At 63.4% G+C, this 15,169-nt stretch carries 17 protein-coding genes; 10 read left to right on the forward strand and 7 right to left on the reverse strand.

The window, feature by feature from the left end:
* Nucleotides 1-147: 147 nt before the first annotated feature.
* The 8 genes from lepB (at nucleotide 148) to V1278_RS20010 (ending at nucleotide 7,713) form a co-directional block, all read left to right on the forward strand.
* On the forward strand, nucleotides 148-906 hold the full coding sequence (lepB, locus tag V1278_RS19975; RefSeq protein WP_057845708.1) for a signal peptidase I: 759 nt from the start codon (nucleotides 148-150) through the stop codon (nucleotides 904-906).
* Nucleotides 903-1,715 (forward strand): ribonuclease III, encoded by an 813-nt coding sequence (rnc, locus tag V1278_RS19980; RefSeq protein WP_334363117.1) that lies wholly within the window; start codon nucleotides 903-905, stop codon nucleotides 1,713-1,715. Before lepB ends, rnc begins: the two co-directional genes overlap by 4 nt.
* Nucleotides 1,705-2,631: a GTPase Era gene (gene era, locus V1278_RS19985; RefSeq protein WP_334381974.1), complete on the forward strand. Its 927-nt coding sequence runs from the start codon at nucleotides 1,705-1,707 to the stop codon at nucleotides 2,629-2,631. The genes rnc and era overlap by 11 nt, the downstream gene beginning before the upstream one ends.
* Before the next feature lie 149 nt (nucleotides 2,632-2,780).
* Nucleotides 2,781-3,161: a hypothetical protein gene (locus tag V1278_RS19990; protein ID WP_334363115.1), complete on the forward strand. Its 381-nt coding sequence runs from the start codon at nucleotides 2,781-2,783 to the stop codon at nucleotides 3,159-3,161.
* A gap of 134 nt (nucleotides 3,162-3,295) precedes the next feature.
* On the forward strand, nucleotides 3,296-4,045 hold the full coding sequence (gene recO, locus V1278_RS19995; RefSeq protein ID WP_334381975.1) for a DNA repair protein RecO: 750 nt from the start codon (nucleotides 3,296-3,298) through the stop codon (nucleotides 4,043-4,045).
* 82 nt (nucleotides 4,046-4,127) lie between these two features.
* Nucleotides 4,128-4,277, forward strand: a complete 150-nt coding sequence (locus tag V1278_RS20000) for a hypothetical protein (RefSeq protein ID WP_213251992.1) — start codon at nucleotides 4,128-4,130, stop codon at nucleotides 4,275-4,277.
* 68 nt (nucleotides 4,278-4,345) lie between these two features.
* Nucleotides 4,346-6,601, forward strand: coding sequence for a DNA topoisomerase IV subunit A (gene parC, locus V1278_RS20005; protein ID WP_334363112.1), 2,256 nt, complete (start codon nucleotides 4,346-4,348; stop codon nucleotides 6,599-6,601).
* Between the two features lie 164 nt (nucleotides 6,602-6,765).
* Nucleotides 6,766-7,713 carry a cation diffusion facilitator family transporter gene (locus tag V1278_RS20010; protein ID WP_334381976.1) on the forward strand — a complete coding sequence of 316 codons (948 nt, stop codon included), beginning with the start codon at nucleotides 6,766-6,768 and terminating at the stop codon, nucleotides 7,711-7,713.
* 55 nt (nucleotides 7,714-7,768) lie between these two features.
* On the opposite strand, the gene V1278_RS20015 is transcribed toward V1278_RS20010, so the two are convergent.
* The 3 genes from V1278_RS20015 to V1278_RS20025 are packed head-to-tail and all read right to left on the reverse strand — an operon-like array spanning nucleotide 7,769 to nucleotide 10,281.
* Nucleotides 7,769-8,002: a hypothetical protein gene (locus V1278_RS20015; RefSeq protein ID WP_334363110.1), complete on the reverse strand. Its 234-nt coding sequence runs from the start codon at nucleotides 8,000-8,002 to the stop codon at nucleotides 7,769-7,771.
* Between the two features lie 60 nt (nucleotides 8,003-8,062).
* The gene (gene chrA, locus V1278_RS20020) at nucleotides 8,063-9,451 is read right to left on the reverse strand and encodes a chromate efflux transporter (protein ID WP_334381977.1); all 1,389 of its coding nucleotides are present in this window, start codon (nucleotides 9,449-9,451) and stop codon (nucleotides 8,063-8,065) included.
* 11 nt (nucleotides 9,452-9,462) lie between these two features.
* Nucleotides 9,463-10,281, reverse strand: a complete 819-nt coding sequence (locus tag V1278_RS20025) for a chromate resistance protein ChrB domain-containing protein (protein ID WP_334381978.1) — start codon at nucleotides 10,279-10,281, stop codon at nucleotides 9,463-9,465.
* Nucleotides 10,282-10,601: 320 nt separating this feature from the next.
* Between V1278_RS20025 and V1278_RS20030 the strand changes: the two genes are divergently transcribed.
* Nucleotides 10,602-11,309 carry a hypothetical protein gene (locus V1278_RS20030; protein WP_334381979.1) on the forward strand — a complete coding sequence of 236 codons (708 nt, stop codon included), beginning with the start codon at nucleotides 10,602-10,604 and terminating at the stop codon, nucleotides 11,307-11,309.
* Between the two features lie 10 nt (nucleotides 11,310-11,319).
* Nucleotides 11,320-12,549: an MFS transporter gene (locus V1278_RS20035; RefSeq protein ID WP_334381980.1), complete on the forward strand. Its 1,230-nt coding sequence runs from the start codon at nucleotides 11,320-11,322 to the stop codon at nucleotides 12,547-12,549.
* A 49-nt stretch (nucleotides 12,550-12,598) separates the two neighbouring features.
* On the opposite strand, the gene V1278_RS20040 is transcribed toward V1278_RS20035, so the two are convergent.
* From V1278_RS20040 to V1278_RS20055, 4 genes are all read right to left on the reverse strand, one after another.
* Nucleotides 12,599-12,853, reverse strand: a complete 255-nt coding sequence (locus V1278_RS20040) for a hypothetical protein (RefSeq protein ID WP_334381981.1) — start codon at nucleotides 12,851-12,853, stop codon at nucleotides 12,599-12,601.
* A 296-nt stretch (nucleotides 12,854-13,149) separates the two neighbouring features.
* Entirely contained in the window at nucleotides 13,150-14,040 is an 891-nt protein-coding gene (locus V1278_RS20045) for a DUF1259 domain-containing protein (protein WP_334381982.1), read from the reverse strand.
* Between the two features lie 305 nt (nucleotides 14,041-14,345).
* On the reverse strand, nucleotides 14,346-14,621 hold the full coding sequence (locus V1278_RS20050) for a hypothetical protein (protein ID WP_334381983.1): 276 nt from the start codon (nucleotides 14,619-14,621) through the stop codon (nucleotides 14,346-14,348).
* A 6-nt stretch (nucleotides 14,622-14,627) separates the two neighbouring features.
* On the reverse strand, nucleotides 14,628-15,077 hold the full coding sequence (locus V1278_RS20055; RefSeq protein WP_334381984.1) for a sulfite exporter TauE/SafE family protein: 450 nt from the start codon (nucleotides 15,075-15,077) through the stop codon (nucleotides 14,628-14,630).
* Between the last annotated feature and the right edge of the window lie 92 nt (nucleotides 15,078-15,169).

Genomic DNA, 15,169 nt, shown 5'->3' on the forward strand with positions numbered 1-15,169 from the left:
AGCCAGGGCCGATTCCGGTTACCGTCGGAATTGGCTCTCAACATCAGTTATCTAGACCATTTTCCTGACGCGAACGTATCTGGCGATTCGCGTGCGGAAAACGTTCTGCCACCGCGCGGGCTGGGGCCCGCGGGAATTGGGAAAGCGATGAGCGTGACATCCGGCACAAAATCTGAAAGCGGCTTGGGTGAAACCATCCGCGTCGTCATCCATGCTCTCCTGATCGCGCTCGTGATCCGCACCTTCCTGTTCCAGCCGTTCAACATCCCCTCGGGATCGATGAAGGCGACGCTTCTGGTCGGCGATTACCTGTTCGTCTCGAAATATTCTTACGGCTACAGCCACTATTCCATTCCATTGTCGCCGCCACTGTTCTCGGGCCGCATCTTCGGGTCGGAGCCGAACCGCGGCGACATCGTCGTGTTCCGCCTGCCGAAGGACGACTCTACCGATTACATCAAGCGCGTGATCGGCTTGCCGGGCGACCGCATCCAGATGCGCGAAGGGCTGCTCCACATCAACGACAAGCCGGTCAAGCGCGAGCGGCTTTCCGACTTCATCGGCGAGGACCCCTGCGGCTCCGACGCCACCGCGCGCGTCAAGCGCTGGAAGGAAACGCTGCCGAACGGCGTCAGCTATGAATCGCTCGATTGCGTCGACAACGGTTTCTACGACAACACCAACGTCTATACCGTGCCCCCCGGCCATTTCTTCATGATGGGCGACAACCGCGACAACTCCACCGATAGCCGCGTGCTGTCGGCGGTGGGCTACGTGCCGTTCGAAAACATCGTCGGCCGGGCGCAGATGATCTTCTTCTCCATTGCCGAGGGCGAACACGCCTGGATGTTCTGGCGCTGGCCGACTGCGGTGCGCTGGAATCGCCTATTCACAATTGTGCGATGAACGACGAAACAGCGATCATTCCTGACACATCGGCCTCCGGCGAGACGGGCCAGCAGGCGGATGCGCCCCGCGAAGCTGCGCCGAAGAAGAAGCGCGGCAAAGCCGGCGCGAAGGCTGCGGCTGCCGCGATCGAGGGGCGCATCGGCTACAAATTTTCCGATCCGGCGCTGCTGACGACCGCCTTTACCCATGTCTCGGCCCTGAAGCCCGCGACCCGACATCGCGCCGACAGTTATCAGCGGCTGGAATTCCTCGGCGACCACGTGCTCGGGCTGATTATCTCCGACATGCTGTATCGCGCCTATCCGAGGGCGGACGAAGGCGAATTGTCCAAACGTCTCGCCGACCTCGTGCGCAAGGAAAGCTGCGCCGACGTCGCCAAGTCGCTGGGGCTGCTCGACGACATCAAGCTCGGCGCGGTGGGGGCAGGGGCGGGCGCGCGCCTGCGCAAATCCGTTCTCGGCGATATCTGCGAGGCGGTGATCGGGGCGATCTATCTCGACGGCGGCTATGCGGCGGCGTCGCAATTCGTCGAGCGCAACTGGCTGGAGCGGATGCGCAAACCGCGCCGGCCGCTGCGCGATCCCAAGACGGTGCTGCAGGAATGGGCCCAGAGCAAGGGCTTGCCGACGCCGGTCTATCGCGAGATCGAGCGCACCGGGCCGCACCACGACCCGCAATTCCGCGTCGCTGTCGACTTGCCGGGACTGGCACCCGCCGAAGGCGTCGGCGGCTCCAAGCGCGCAGCCGAGAAGGTCGCAGCCTCCGTGATGATCGAACGCGAGGGCGTCGGCAGCAATGACAGTTGAACCCGCACCCGGCGCGTCTGCCGAGACCCGCTGCGGTTTCGTCGCGCTGATCGGCGCCCCCAATGTCGGCAAGTCCACCCTTGTCAATGCGCTGGTCGGCTCCAAGGTCACCATCGTCTCGCGCAAGGTGCAGACGACGCGCGCGCTGATCCGCGGCATCGTGATCGAGGACAATGCGCAGATCATTCTGGTCGACACGCCTGGCATCTTCTTGCCGAAGCGGCGGCTCGACCGGGCCATGGTGTCGACCGCCTGGAGCGGGGCCCACGATGCCGACCTGGTCTGCGTGCTGCTCGACGCCAAGGCCGGAATCGATGAGGAGGCCGATGCGATCCTGAGCAAGCTAGCGACGGTTGCACACCCGAAAATCCTGGTGTTGAACAAGATCGACCTGATCCCGCGCGAAAAACTGCTGGCGCTGGCGCAGGCCGCCAACGAGCGGATGAAATTCGAGCACACCTTCATGATCTCGGCACTGTCGGGCGATGGTGTCGCCGACCTGCGCAAGACGCTCGCGAAGAGCGTGCCGCCGGGTCCGTTTCATTATCCCGAGGACCAGATGTCGGATGCGCCGCTGCGGCATCTGGCGGCGGAAATCACCCGGGAAAAGATCTACCGCCAGCTCCACCAGGAACTGCCGTATCAATCGACCGTTGAGACCGATAGCTGGACCGAGCGCAAGAACAAGTCGGTCCGGATCGAACAGACGATCTTTGTCGAGCGCGAGAGCCAGCGCAAGATCGTGCTCGGCAAGGGCGGCGCAACCATCAAGTCGATCGGCGCGGAGTCGCGGAAGGAGATCGCCGAAATTGTCGGCGTGCCCGTGCACCTGTTCCTGTTCGTCAAGGTGCGCGAGAACTGGGGCGACGACCCCGACCGCTACAGGGAAATGGGGCTGGAATTCCCCAAGGAATGATCGAGGGATGTCTTTGCGGGCGAAGCATCCAGCCGCAGCAAGAAAGATGGATTGCTTCGTCGCTTTGCTCCCTTGCACAAGCGCTTCGCGTTTGTCGCAGGCAATGACGGGCCAAGAACATGACCCACCAATTACCAAGAACGAGCCCGATGACCCTACCGAGAAACGTGCTGTGGTTTGAGGTTTTGCTGTATCTGTCGCTGATGCTGGATGCGGTGTCGGTGGCGTTCCAGGACCGCACGCCGACCCCGAAGATGACGGAGCAGATGATCGGCACCGGAACGCTGATGGCGGCCGGCCTGATTCTGCTGTTGGTCTATCTCGTCCGGCTGGCCGCCGAGCACCGCAAGAACTGGCCACGGTGGGTGCTGGCGGCGGTACTGGTGCTGTCGGTGATTTCGCTCGCGCAAATGATCGGCGAAAAGGGCATTCAGTTCGACAGCGGCATCGAAGTGATCTCCTGCGCACTGACTGCGGCCGGACTGTATTTTTCGTTCACCGGCGATGCGGTGGGGTGGTTCAACGCCTAGCAGGGTCATTCCGGGACGCATCGAAGATGCGAACCCGGAATCTCGAGATTCCGGGTCTGGTCCTTCGGACCATCCCGGAATGACGAACGGAGAGACCGCTGCGCTCCCCAGCCAAATCCTGTAAACTCCCGCCCATGGAATGGACCGACGAAGGCATCGTGCTGGGCGTACGGCGGCATGGCGAATCCTCCGCCATCGTCGAGTTGCTGACGCGCGGCCATGGCCGGCATCTCGGCCTGGTGCGCGGCGGTGCCTCCTCGCGGATGCGGCCGCTGCTGCAGCCCGGCAACAGCGTCACCGCCGTGTGGCGGGCGCGGCTCGACGAACATCTCGGTATCTACGCCATCGAGGGCACGCGGCTGCGCGCCGCAACGCTGCTCGCGTCCTCGCATGCGGTCTATGGCGTTACCCATCTGGCCGCGCTGGCGCGGTTATTGCCGGAACGTGACCCGCATGAGGACATTTACGAGATGCTCGACCGCACGCTGGACGACTTCGACGACGCCGGCGGCGCGGCGGCGCACCTGATCCGGTTCGAGCTCGCGATGCTCGCCGAGCTCGGCTTTGGCCTCGATCTGGAAAACTGCGCCGCGACCGGCGCGACCTCCGACCTGATCTACGTCTCGCCGAAATCCGGCGGCGCCGTCTCGCGGGAGGCTGGCGAGCCCTATCGGGATCGCCTGCTGCGGTTGCCGGCCTTCCTGCGCGAAGGCGAGGCCGGGGCGAACAGTTGGTCAGACCAGGACCTGCTGGACGGTTTTCGCCTGACCGGCCTGTTCCTGCTCCGCCATGTGCTGGAGCCGCGCGGGCAGGGCCATTCCGACGCGAGGGACGGATTTATCAACGCGGTGACGAAGCGGCGCGCCAGAGCGGCGCTTCCGTGACCGCCCAGGCGACCCCAGACCTGCGAATGACAGTGGTTGTGACTCGGCCGCACATTTCTCACAGGCCTTACCTAGAGGCATCATGACGGATCCGGTCAAGCGGGAGCAGAAGAAGTATCGCATGCAGCAGATCGCGCGTCAGGGGGCGCTGATCCGTCGAATCATGTTCTGGCTGCCGATTGCTTTTTTCGGCGGCATAGGCCTGCTGATGGCCATATTCGGCCGGCACTGAGCAATTGTTGGTGGAACTACGCTGATTCGCGTCTTGCCCGATTCACCGCAAAAGTTTAACGCCTCCCCATGGGAAAACGACAGCTACCGCCGGAAGAACCGGCCGAAATCCACGAGGTCATGCTGCGCGATGCGCTGGAAGAGCGCTATCTCGCCTACGCGCTCTCGACCATCATGCACCGCGCCTTGCCGGACGCCCGCGACGGGCTGAAGCCGGTGCACCGGCGCATCCTCTACGGCATGCGCCTGCTCAGGCTCGACCCTGGTACCCCGTTCAAGAAATCGGCAAAAATCGTCGGCGACGTGATGGGCTCGTTCCATCCGCATGGCGACCAGGCGATCTACGACGCCATGGTGCGTCTCGCCCAGGATTTCGCCTCGCGCTACCCGCTGGTCGACGGCCAGGGCAATTTCGGCAACATCGACGGCGATAACCCGGCCGCCTACCGCTACACCGAAGCGCGCATGACCGAGGTCGCGCGGCTGCTCCTGGACGGCATCGACGAGGACGGCGTCGAGTTCCGCGCCAATTACGACGGTCAGAGCAAGGAACCGGTCGTTCTGCCGGGTGGCTTCCCGAACCTGCTCGCCAACGGCGCGCAGGGCATTGCGGTCGGCATGGCCACCTCGATCCCGCCGCACAACGTCGCCGAGCTCTGCGACGCGGCGCTGCACCTGATCGACAAGCCTGAGGCGAAGTCGAAGTCGCTGATGAAATGGGTCAAGGGCCCGGACTTCCCGACCGGCGGCATCATCGTCGATTCCAAGGAAAGTATTACCGAAGCCTACATGACGGGGCGCGGCTCGTTCCGCACCCGCGCCAAATGGACCCAGGAAGAGGGCGCGCGCGGCACCTGGGTCGTGGTCATCACCGAGATTCCATGGCTGGTGCAGAAATCCCGGCTGGTCGAGAAGATCGCCGAACTGCTCAACGAGAAGAAGCTGCCGCTGGTCGGCGACGTCAGGGATGAATCGGCCGAGGACGTTCGCCTCGTGATCGAGCCGAAATCCCGCGCGGTCGATCCGGCGCTGATGATGGAATCGCTGTTCCGGCTCACCGAGCTCGAGAGCAAGATTTCGTTGAACCTCAATGTGCTGATCAAGGGCAAGATCCCCAAGGTGGTGGGGCTTGCCGAGTGCCTGCGCGAATGGCTCGACCATCTGCGCGACGTGCTGGTGCGCCGCTCCAACTATCGCAAGACCCAGATCGAGAACCGGCTCGAAATACTCGGCGGCTACCTGATTGCCTATTTGAACATCGACAAGGTGATCAAGATCATCCGCACCGAGGACGAGCCGAAGCCGGCGCTGATCAAGGCGTTCAAGCTGACGGAAGTCCAGGCCGATGCGATCCTCAACATGCGGCTGCGCTCCTTGCGCAAGCTCGAGGAATTCGAAATCCGCACCGAGGACAAGAACCTTCGCAACGAATTGAAGGGCATCAAGTCGCTGCTCGGGTCCGAAGCCGAGCAATGGTCCAAGGTCGGCGAACAGGTTCGGAAGGTGCGCGACATCTTTGGGCCGAAGACGCCGCTAGGCAAGCGCCGCACGCAATTCGCCGACGCGCCCGAGCATGATCTCGCCGCGATCGAGGAAGCCTTTGTCGAGCGCGAGCCGGTGACGGTCGTGATCTCCGAGAGGGGCTGGGTGCGTACACTGAAGGGCCATGTCGAGGATATCTCGGGCCTTGCCTTCAAGACCGACGACAAACTCGACCACACCTTCTTCGCCGAGACCACGTCGAAGCTCCTGCTCTTCGCCACCAACGGCAAATTCTATTCGCTCGATGTGGCAAAACTGCCCGGCGGCCGCGGCCATGGCGAGCCGATCCGCATGTTCATCGACCTCGAGCAGGACGCGGCGATCGTCTCGCTGTTCGTCAACAAGGGCGAGCGCAAGTTCCTGATCGCGAGCAGCGAGGGGCAGGGCTTCGTGGTCAAGGAAGAGGATTGCGTCAGCAATACCCGCAAGGGCAAGCAGGTGCTCAACGTCACCATGCCGAACGAGGCCTGCGCGATCGCGACCGTGCAAGGCGATACCGTGGCCGCGATCGGCACCAACCACAAGATGGTGCTGTTCCCGCTCGACCAGGTGCCGGAGATGGCGCGCGGCCGCGGCGTGCGCCTGCAGAAGTATTCCAGCGCCAAGCTGTCCGACGTCGCGGTGTTCGAGTTCAAGGCCGGACTGACCTGGAAGGATTCGGCCGGCCGCGAGCAGAGCATGAGCGCCAAGGAATTGTCCGACTGGCGCGGCAACCGCGCCGACGCCGGCCGCCTCGCGCACGGCCTGCCGAAGTCGAACAAGTTTTTGCGCGGCGTGGAGTAAATGTAGGGTGGGCAAGGGCGCGAGAGCGCCGTGCCCATCATCTATCGGCATGTTCGCCGCGAATGGTGGGCACGCTTCGCTTTGCCCACCCTACGATCCCGTCTGTAATAGTATTCCCAATTCCGCGCGCTATATAAATCGCCATCGAAATTCATCGAGGCGGAATGGCGCACGATCACCACCATCACACTCACTCCCACGCGCATGATCATTCCCACGGTCACGCCGGCCACAGACATGCGCCCGACAATTTCGGCTGGGCGTTCGCCATCGGCGCTACGCTCAATACTGCCTTCGTTATCGCCGAGCTGATCTTCGGCTACGCCGCCAATTCGCTGGCGCTGATCTCTGACGCTGTTCACAATTTGTCCGACGTGATCGCGCTGCTGCTGGCATGGGCCGCCGCGTGGCTGGCGCAGAAGCAGCCGACCCAGCGGCATACTTACGGCTATCGCCGCGCCTCGATCCTGGCGGCGCTGTTCAATGCCGGCCTGCTGCTGGTCGCTGTCGGCGGCATCGTCGTCGAGGCGGTCAACCGGCTGTTTGCGCCGGCCCCGGTTGCAGGCTGGACCGTCGTTCTGGTCGCCGCGCTCGGCGTCGCCATCAACGGTGGCACCGCGCTTCTATTCATGCGCGGCCGCCACGGCGATCTCAACATTCGCGGCGCTTATCTGCACATGGCGGCCGATGCCGGCGTCTCACTCGGCGTGGTGGTTGCCGCCGGCATCATCATGCTGACCGGTTGGCTGTGGCTTGATCCCGCGATCAGCCTTGTGATTGCGGCTGTGGTGTTCTGGAGCGGATGGGGTCTGGCTCGCGACAGCGTCAATCTCGCGCTCGACGGCGTGCCGCGCGGCATCGAACTCTCCGATGTGAAGGATTACCTCGGCAGGCTGGAAGGCGTCTCCGAGGTGCATGACCTCCACGTCTGGGCCATGAGCACCAATGAGACCGCGTTGACCGCGCATCTGGTGCGGCCCGCCGGCACCGACGACGCCTTCCTTCATCGCGTGTGCGAGGAGCTTTCGCAGCGGTTCAACATCCACCATTCCACGCTGCAGATCGAGGCGGGCGGCGAGACGTGCAGGCTGGCGCCGGCGGAGCGGGTGTAGCAAGGAGCGTAGGGTAGGTTGCCGTCAACTCTACATGTTCACGTTGCGGGAAGCCTCATTTTTGCTCTTTGATCTGGCCGCTGCTGTCGACGACGAGCCGCACTTCCTTACCGTTCTTCATCGCCTTCGCGGTCGTACCTTCGGCCGTCGACTTGATGTCGCTGACCTGCGAGTAGCCAGCCGCCTGAATCTTGGCGATGAGCTCCTCCTGTGTCAGGGCATAAACGGGTGATAATCCTGCCGCGATCGCCAGCCAGATGGTTGCCCGAAAGATCGTCCGTGTGCGCATGTTCGTTCTCCTGGTTATATCCTGCCCCAGGTGAAGTTCGGTTAGTCCGTAGTGTTCCCCCTAGATGACGCCCACCAACCGCAGCAGGATGCCCGTGATGCATGAAGCAGCAAGAACGATGAGCATTCCGACGTTAAGACGGAAGATCGCCGTGGCCGCGGCCGCCGCAAGCACGAAGGCAGCAATATCCAGGCTTCCCCACACCGGCATGTCGAACGACAGGGCGAACGAGCGGACCGGCGTGGTCTGCCGAAACAGTGTGTGCAATCCGAACCAGATCGAGAGATTGAGAATCACGCCGACCACGGCGGCGGTGATCGCGGAAAGGGCGCCCGCAAGCCCCTTGTTGCCGCGTAGCGTCTCGATGTAGGGCGCGCCGAGGAAGATCCAGAGGAAGCAGGGGATGAAGGTGACCCAGGTCGCCAGCAATCCGCCGAGCGTGGCGGCCCACATCGGCGACAGCGTGCCGGGGTCGCGATAGGCGGCCATGAAGCCGACGAACTGCAGCACCATGATCAGCGGCCCCGGCGTGGTCTCGGCCATGCCAAGGCCATCAAGCATCTCGCGCGGCTGCAGCCAGTGATAATGCTCGACCGCCTGCTGGGCGACATAGGCCAGCACCGCATAGGCGCCGCCGAACGTCACCAGCGCCATCTTGGAAAAGAACAGCGCTATCTGGCTGAACACGTTTGCCTGGCCAAGCCCGATCAGCAGGGCCGCGACCGGCACTACCCATAATAGCAGCCACACCGAGCTCACCTTCAGCGCGCGCGCCACGCTCGGGCGCGCATGGTCGGGCAGTTCGTCACCGAGGAGGCTGTCGACCGCCGCGATCTTGTTCCCGCTGCCATGCTCGACGGCGGCAAACTCCGGCCGCCCGCTGCGCGCGCCGAAATAGCCGATCATGCCGGCTGCGATGATGATAACCGGGAAGGGGACGTTGAAAAAGAAGATCGCGACAAATGCGATCGCCGCGAGCGCGATCATCACGCGATTGCGTAGGGACCGCTTGCCGACCCGGACGACCGCATGGACCACGATCGCCAACACTGCAGCCTTCAGCCCGAAGAACAGCGCCTCGATGAAACCGACATTGCCATAGGCCGCATAAATGTAACTCAAGCCCATGATGGCGATGATGCCGGGCAGGATGAACAGCCCGCCCGCCATGATGCCGCCGGCGGTCCGATGCAACAGCCAGCCGATATAGGTCGCAAGCTGCTGCGCCTCCGGGCCCGGCAACAGCATGCAGTAGTTCAATGCATGCAAAAACCGGCCCTCGGAGATCCAGTTCTTTTCCTCGACCAGGATGCGGTGCATCACCGCGATCTGCCCGGCTGGGCCGCCGAAACTGAGCACGGCGACCCGCAGCCAGACGCGAAAGGCTTTACCGAAGCTGATGTCGTGACCAACTTCCCGGCTGGCATCGGCTTCGGCCACTTTGTTCATCGTCGCACCCATTACGATTTCGCCTTGTTGGTCGGCCAATTGTGGGTCTCGCCAGTCGCGTCGCGGCACCAGCGATAGAACGCGTCGTACAGCGTCATGCCTGCTTCAAGCTGTTCGAGATCATCGTCGAACATGCGCGACAGGCCGAGCGAGGCGGCTAGCAGTCCCGGCGCTTCCGGCGACAGGTCGAGCCGCCCGGTGTCGGCGCCGCGAACCATCGCCGCCAGCCGCAGCAAGGGCGGTGTCGCGAGACCGAATTCCTCGATCATGACGTCGAACGTGCAGAGCTCGCCGCGATGACTCCAGAATACGTTCTCGACGTCGAAGGGGGCGGCGTTGAAGCGCTCGCCGACTGCAAGCACTTCCGGTGGCGTGACGAACAGGAACACCGCGTTGGGATCGACGAACCTGCGGATCAGCCACGGGCAAGCGATGCGGTCGATCTTCGGCCGCGCGCGTGTGACCCAGACGGTGCGGCCCTGCGCGTCGCGCGCCGGGAGTTTTGCTGCCGGCACCAGCGGCAGTTTTGCGGCCTTCCAGCCCTCGAAACCGCCTTCCAGCGCTTCGGCCGAGACGTGGAGATGGCGCAGCCAGGCCGCGGTGCCCTGTGCCAGTTTCTGGCCGCGCAAGCAGACGACGATCGCCGAGCGGCCGGAGAACTCTTCGCCCCAATCGGCAGCTTCCTCGTGGTTGCGCCTGACGGCGCCCGGAATCAGCCGCTGGTCGGCGGCGAAATCCTCATCGGTACGAACGTCGATCAGCGCAGGCGTGTTCGCTGTGCCGATCAATTTTGAAAGCTTGTCGGGAGATATCGTGGTGTAGGATGACATGGCTGCGCCCTCGTCAAAAGAAACGGGACGCGATACTTGGGCATGTCGCCTCGTGGGGAGATCGCAACATCCCCATGGCCGGAATTAAGCGCGCTCCTGTTCGGCTGTCAATGGTTGTCAACGGTCTGTAGGATGGGTGGAGCGAAGCGATACCCATCAATCATTGCCGCAATCCGCCGATGATGGGTATCGCTTCGCTCCACCCATCCTACAGACTCGACGCTTGCGCCACGGCGTGGTCGAGCCTAGATTGTCCTCATCGGGGACAAAGCAGGCTCCCCGTCAGACGGCCCATCGTCCAAGCTCTGCGCACACCCGACGTGTCGGGAGGAGCGCACATGGATGGTTTAGGGCTGATATTTTTTTGTTCCATCAGGTCAACACTGCGCGTCGCGCTCACCGCGGCCGCGCTGGCATGCGCTGGACTCCCGCCGTCCATGGCAGGAGAAGCCGTCATGATTGCCATCGACCGCATGGCTATAGGTTCCGCGCCGGCCGGATTTTCGTTTGCGCGAACCGGCCAGGGCGCGCAGGGCGAATGGAGCGTGGTCGCCGATCCGACCGCCAAAGCAGGCCGCGCTATCGAGCAACAGAGCGCCGACCGCACCGACTATCGCTTTCCGCTCGCCATTCACGAAAACTTTTCAGCCAAGGACCTCATCATGCAGGTCCGCTTTAAACCCGTTGCAGGCAGGATCGATCAGGCTGGCGGCGTTGTCGTGCGGCTTGTGGACCCCGACAATTACTACGTCGCCCGCGCCAACGCGCTCGAGAATAACGTCCGCTTCTATCGGGTCGTCGCCGGCCGGCGGCAGCAGCTCGGCACATCAAACAATCGCGTGACATCGAATGAATGGCACGTGCTTACCCTGCGCGCGGAGGGCAACCGGTTCACAGTGAGCTATGACGGAGCGGTACTGTTCGAGGTGAAAGACAGTACGTTTAAGGATGCAGGCGGTGTTGCGCTGTGGACCAAGGCCGACAGCGTGACGCGCTTCGATCAGGTAACGATCACCGCTTTGCCGTGAGGACGCTGGAATGACTGATATCGCGACCGACCCGAAGGCGTCGACCGGGGCCGCCCTGATCAAGCTGCTCTATGTCGCACGCGGCCTGCGCGGTTTCGGCGACGGCTTTGCCATCATCATTTTGCCGGCCTACATGACCGCGCTGGGCTACGATGCTATCGCAGTCGGTATTATCGCGACGGCGTCGCTTCTGGGCACGGCACTGCTGACACTGATCACTGGCTGGATCGCGCCGCGCCATGACCTGCGGCCGCTGCTGATCGTGGGTGCTTGCCTGATGGTGGCGACCGGCAGCGCCTTTCCCGCCGTAGAGCATTTTGTTCTGATCGCGCTGGTCGCCTTCATCGGCACCATCAACGCCTCCGGCGGCGATCTCGGCGTGCTGGTGCCGCTCGAGCATGCGGTGCTGGCGCACAGCGCCACCGACGACCGCCGCACCCAGGTGTTCGCGCGCTACAGCCTGATCGGCGCGCTCTGCACCGCGGTTGGCTCGCTTGCGGCCTCGCTGCCGGACTTCCTTGTGGCGGGCGGCAGCACGGAACTCGCCGCATTCCGCCTGATGTTCTACGCCTATGCCGCGCTCGGCATCGCCTGCGTGGCGCTTTATCGCCACGCGCCGCATCAGCGCGGCGAGGAGAGAGCGCCACCGACGCCGCTCGGGCCTTCGCGCGGCACCGTCTACAAGCTCGCGGCGCTGTTCAGCATCGATTCCTTTGCCGGCGGTTTTGTCGCACAGTCCCTGCTGGTGCTCTGGCTATTCGAGCGTTTCGATCTTTCGCTGTCCGCGGCGGGATTGTTTTTCTTCTGGTCGAGCACGCTAAGCGCGTTCTCCTATCCGGTCGCGGCCTGGATCGCGAAGCGCATTGGGCTGGTCAACACCATGGTGTTCACGCATATCCCATCCAGCATCTTCCTGATCCTGGCGGCATTTGCGCCGAACCTTTACGTCGCGCTCGGCCTGCTGCTGTTGCGCTCGGCGCTGTCGCAAATGGACGTGCCGACCCGCACCTCCTACGTCATGGCTGTGGTGACGCCGGCCGAGCGGCCCGCCGCTGCGAGCGTCACCGCCGTGCCGCGCAGCCTCGCGTCTGCCGTCAGCCCGGCGATCTCCGGCGCGCTCTTGATGACGTCGTTTACCGGGTTGCCGCTGGTGGTTTGCGGCACGCTCAAGATCGCCTACGACCTCGCTTTGCTGTTCTCGTTCCGCCATATCAAGCCGCCGGAGGAGCAAGGGCGGTAGCGCGCTCTCACGCGATGCGGAGACCGGCGCGTCAACGCGATTCGCGTGACTACAAGGGCGATCGCCGTCCGTCGGGGAGGGGGTCCATCACGCGCCGCTCGTCTCGCACATGCGACCATTGCGCCAGCTTGATCTCCGGCGTGTGGGGGGTGTTGCTCTCTTCCGAGTCAAAGGCGAGTTGCTGGCTTGCCTGCACCTGGTATTTGGCGGCTTGCGCCAACCAATACCATTTCTTGTCGGGTTCGCTCAGCGCGCGTTGACGGCACTCGGCTTCCAATTCACGTAAGCGGATCGCTTCCTTCATAGCCACTTCCAGAGCCTGCAGGCTCCAACCTGCCGGAGCCTCGAAACCACCGGAAACCGGGGTTCCGGTTAGCTTCTCATGACAAAAACTTCTTGACGGTAAGCTATGCCGGTTCGACGCAATTGATTGAAATTTAGGAACGGATTGAAGCGATAATTCGCGGATCTGGTCGGGGTGCACCTCTAATCCGTAGCCAGATTGGTCGCGAATGCCGCCTGCCGGCGCCGACCGCGGCGCCGCCCTTATTCGCGTCCCGCCGCATCAAGCCGCCGAACAAGACTTTGACGTCTGCGCGATCAGTGCTGCGCGACGGCTGTCTTGTCGAGCGCGGCGCGGACGTTGCGTGCCAGCTTCAGGGCATCGTCGTTGGCCCAGAAATGAATGAAGAACATCCGCGGCTCTTCTGCGAGCATGTGGCTATGGATCGCGGTGACCTCGATATCGCCGGCACGCAGCGCCCGGATCAGCGGATTGACCTCGTTGCCGGTTACGAGGAAGTCGCCTGTTATGGCGGCCTTGCCGCCACCGGTCGGCTGAAAGTTGATGGCGTTGGCGCCGCCGAGCGGCGTGTTGACCTGCATTCCGCCTTCCTTGGCCGGATCACGCCTCGGAATGCCGTACTGGTAGACACCGCCAGTCGCCGTGCCCTTGGCGCCCATCGCCTCGTCGAGCTTTGCCGTGTCGAGATCAACCGCAGGCGCAGCGGTGGAGGTGGTGGCCGGTGGATCGAACGGCGTCTTGCTTGCCGATGAAAGCGCTGCACGGATCGCGGTTGCCATTTTCTCGGGATCGCCGTGCCCGGCCACATGCATGTAGAAGGTCGCGGGAGAGGCGCGGAGAACGTGATTGTGGATGGCAGTGATATCCAATCCGCTGTCCAGCAGCCTCGTCATGACAGGGGTAATCTCGGTCTCGAGCAACACCAGATCGCCCATCAGCATGGCCTCTCCGTGCATGGGAGCGAAGGCGACCCAACCTCCGAGCGCCAATGCTGGCTTGATCGCGACGCCGTCCAGCGTGACGTGCAGATCTGATCGCGGCAGCGCGTAACGATGCACTTCACCGCTCACTGTGGCAGTCTTGCCGAGGGCGGCATCCACCTTCTTCCAGTCGATAGCATCGGCGCGGGCAGCATGCGACAGCAGCAGTGCGGCGCCGAGCGCGAGTAATGTGAGCCTGTGTTTCATGGCGTTCTCCTTCTTGCGCGAGCCCCAAACATCGACCGGATAGCGCGCGGCATCCCGCAATGCGTGATGCAGTGCGGCCGAGTGTCGGGGTATGGATGAGAGAATATTTTGGGCATGCGTATGCGCCTCCGGAAAAACCGGGACGCGATACTTGGGCATGTCGCCTCGTGGGGGGATCGCAACTACCCCCATGGCCGCATTCAGCCACACTGACGCGGAGTGTCAACGCGGTCGCGCGCTGACATCGGCAGACTCACGCTCAATTGACCGGACGCGATCGAGCCGTTTTTCGCTTCCCGCTGCTATCAGATGATCAGCACCGCACCCGAGACCAGCAGCAATACCAGCACCACCTTCCGGAACGCCGCCTCATCCAGCCGGCCGTACAGCTTGAGCCCGGCCCAGGTGCCGGCGAACAAGGCTGGCACTCCGATCAGAAACAGTTTGATCGTGTCAGGCGTGATCGCGCCCCTGGCTCCGATCCACAGGGCGCTCATGGCGAAGATCGCAACGGCCACCGGCTGAAACACCGTGCGCTGCACGTCCTTGGGCCAGCCGCGCAGGCCGCACCAGATCGTCACCAAAATTCAGGCAAGCCCGGTGATGCCGCCGAGCACGCCGTTGAGGAAACCGACGGCGGCGTCGGCCGCGGCGCCGCCCGCGTTCACCGCAGGGATGGCCGGTCGCAGCAGCGCGTAGAGGCTGTAGAGCACGAGGAACGCGCCGACGCCCGCGCGCACATGGGCAGGGTTCGCCCAGGTCAGGACGCCGACGCCTACCGGAACGCCGAGTGCGGCGCCGGCCACGAACGGCCAGAGCCTTCGCCAATCAAGCGCGCCGCGCAGCTTCCAGACCGAATAGCCCTGCACGAGCAGCCCGAACGCAATGATCAGCGTCGCCGTTTGCAGCGGCGTGAGGATGTAGAGCCAGATCGCCGAGACGACGAGGCCGAAGGCGAAGCCGGAGAGACCGGAGACAACCGCGCCGGCGAAGGTCGCAAGAAGAAACAGCGGCAGTTCGAGTGTCGCTCCATCCATGTGCCCGCTCCACGCAAAAGCGAGCAGCGCTTGAATGGAATCGCCATTTGACGGGGAGGCTGCGATTTCCCCCGCAAGCAGGCTAAGCCCGT

It is taken from the genome of Bradyrhizobium sp. AZCC 1577 (assembly GCF_036924575.1).
Classification (GTDB): Bacteria; Pseudomonadota; Alphaproteobacteria; order Rhizobiales; family Xanthobacteraceae; genus Bradyrhizobium.

Excerpts from the sequence above, each read along its gene's own strand:
- V1278_RS20025 (WP_334381978.1), bottom strand. The coding sequence starts at position 10,281 with ATGTCATCCTACACCACGATATCTCCCGACAAGCTTTCAAAATTGATC.
- V1278_RS20000 (WP_213251992.1), top strand. The coding sequence starts at position 4,128 with ATGACGGATCCGGTCAAGCGGGAGCAGAAGAAGTATCGCATGCAGCAG.
- V1278_RS20055 (WP_334381984.1), bottom strand. The coding sequence starts at position 15,077 with ATGGATGGAGCGACACTCGAACTGCCGCTGTTTCTTCTTGCGACCTTC.
- chrA (WP_334381977.1), bottom strand. The coding sequence starts at position 9,451 with ATGAACAAAGTGGCCGAAGCCGATGCCAGCCGGGAAGTTGGTCACGAC.
- recO (WP_334381975.1), top strand. The coding sequence starts at position 3,296 with ATGGAATGGACCGACGAAGGCATCGTGCTGGGCGTACGGCGGCATGGC.
- era (WP_334381974.1), top strand. The coding sequence starts at position 1,705 with ATGACAGTTGAACCCGCACCCGGCGCGTCTGCCGAGACCCGCTGCGGT.
- V1278_RS19990 (WP_334363115.1), top strand. The coding sequence starts at position 2,781 with ATGACCCTACCGAGAAACGTGCTGTGGTTTGAGGTTTTGCTGTATCTG.
- V1278_RS20015 (WP_334363110.1), bottom strand. The coding sequence starts at position 8,002 with ATGCGCACACGGACGATCTTTCGGGCAACCATCTGGCTGGCGATCGCG.
- lepB (WP_057845708.1), top strand. The coding sequence starts at position 148 with ATGAGCGTGACATCCGGCACAAAATCTGAAAGCGGCTTGGGTGAAACC.
- V1278_RS20035 (WP_334381980.1), top strand. The coding sequence starts at position 11,320 with ATGACTGATATCGCGACCGACCCGAAGGCGTCGACCGGGGCCGCCCTG.
- V1278_RS20010 (WP_334381976.1), top strand. The coding sequence starts at position 6,766 with ATGGCGCACGATCACCACCATCACACTCACTCCCACGCGCATGATCAT.
- V1278_RS20045 (WP_334381982.1), bottom strand. The coding sequence starts at position 14,040 with ATGAAACACAGGCTCACATTACTCGCGCTCGGCGCCGCACTGCTGCTG.
- V1278_RS20040 (WP_334381981.1), bottom strand. The coding sequence starts at position 12,853 with ATGAAGGAAGCGATCCGCTTACGTGAATTGGAAGCCGAGTGCCGTCAA.
- parC (WP_334363112.1), top strand. The coding sequence starts at position 4,346 with ATGGGAAAACGACAGCTACCGCCGGAAGAACCGGCCGAAATCCACGAG.
- rnc (WP_334363117.1), top strand. The coding sequence starts at position 903 with ATGAACGACGAAACAGCGATCATTCCTGACACATCGGCCTCCGGCGAG.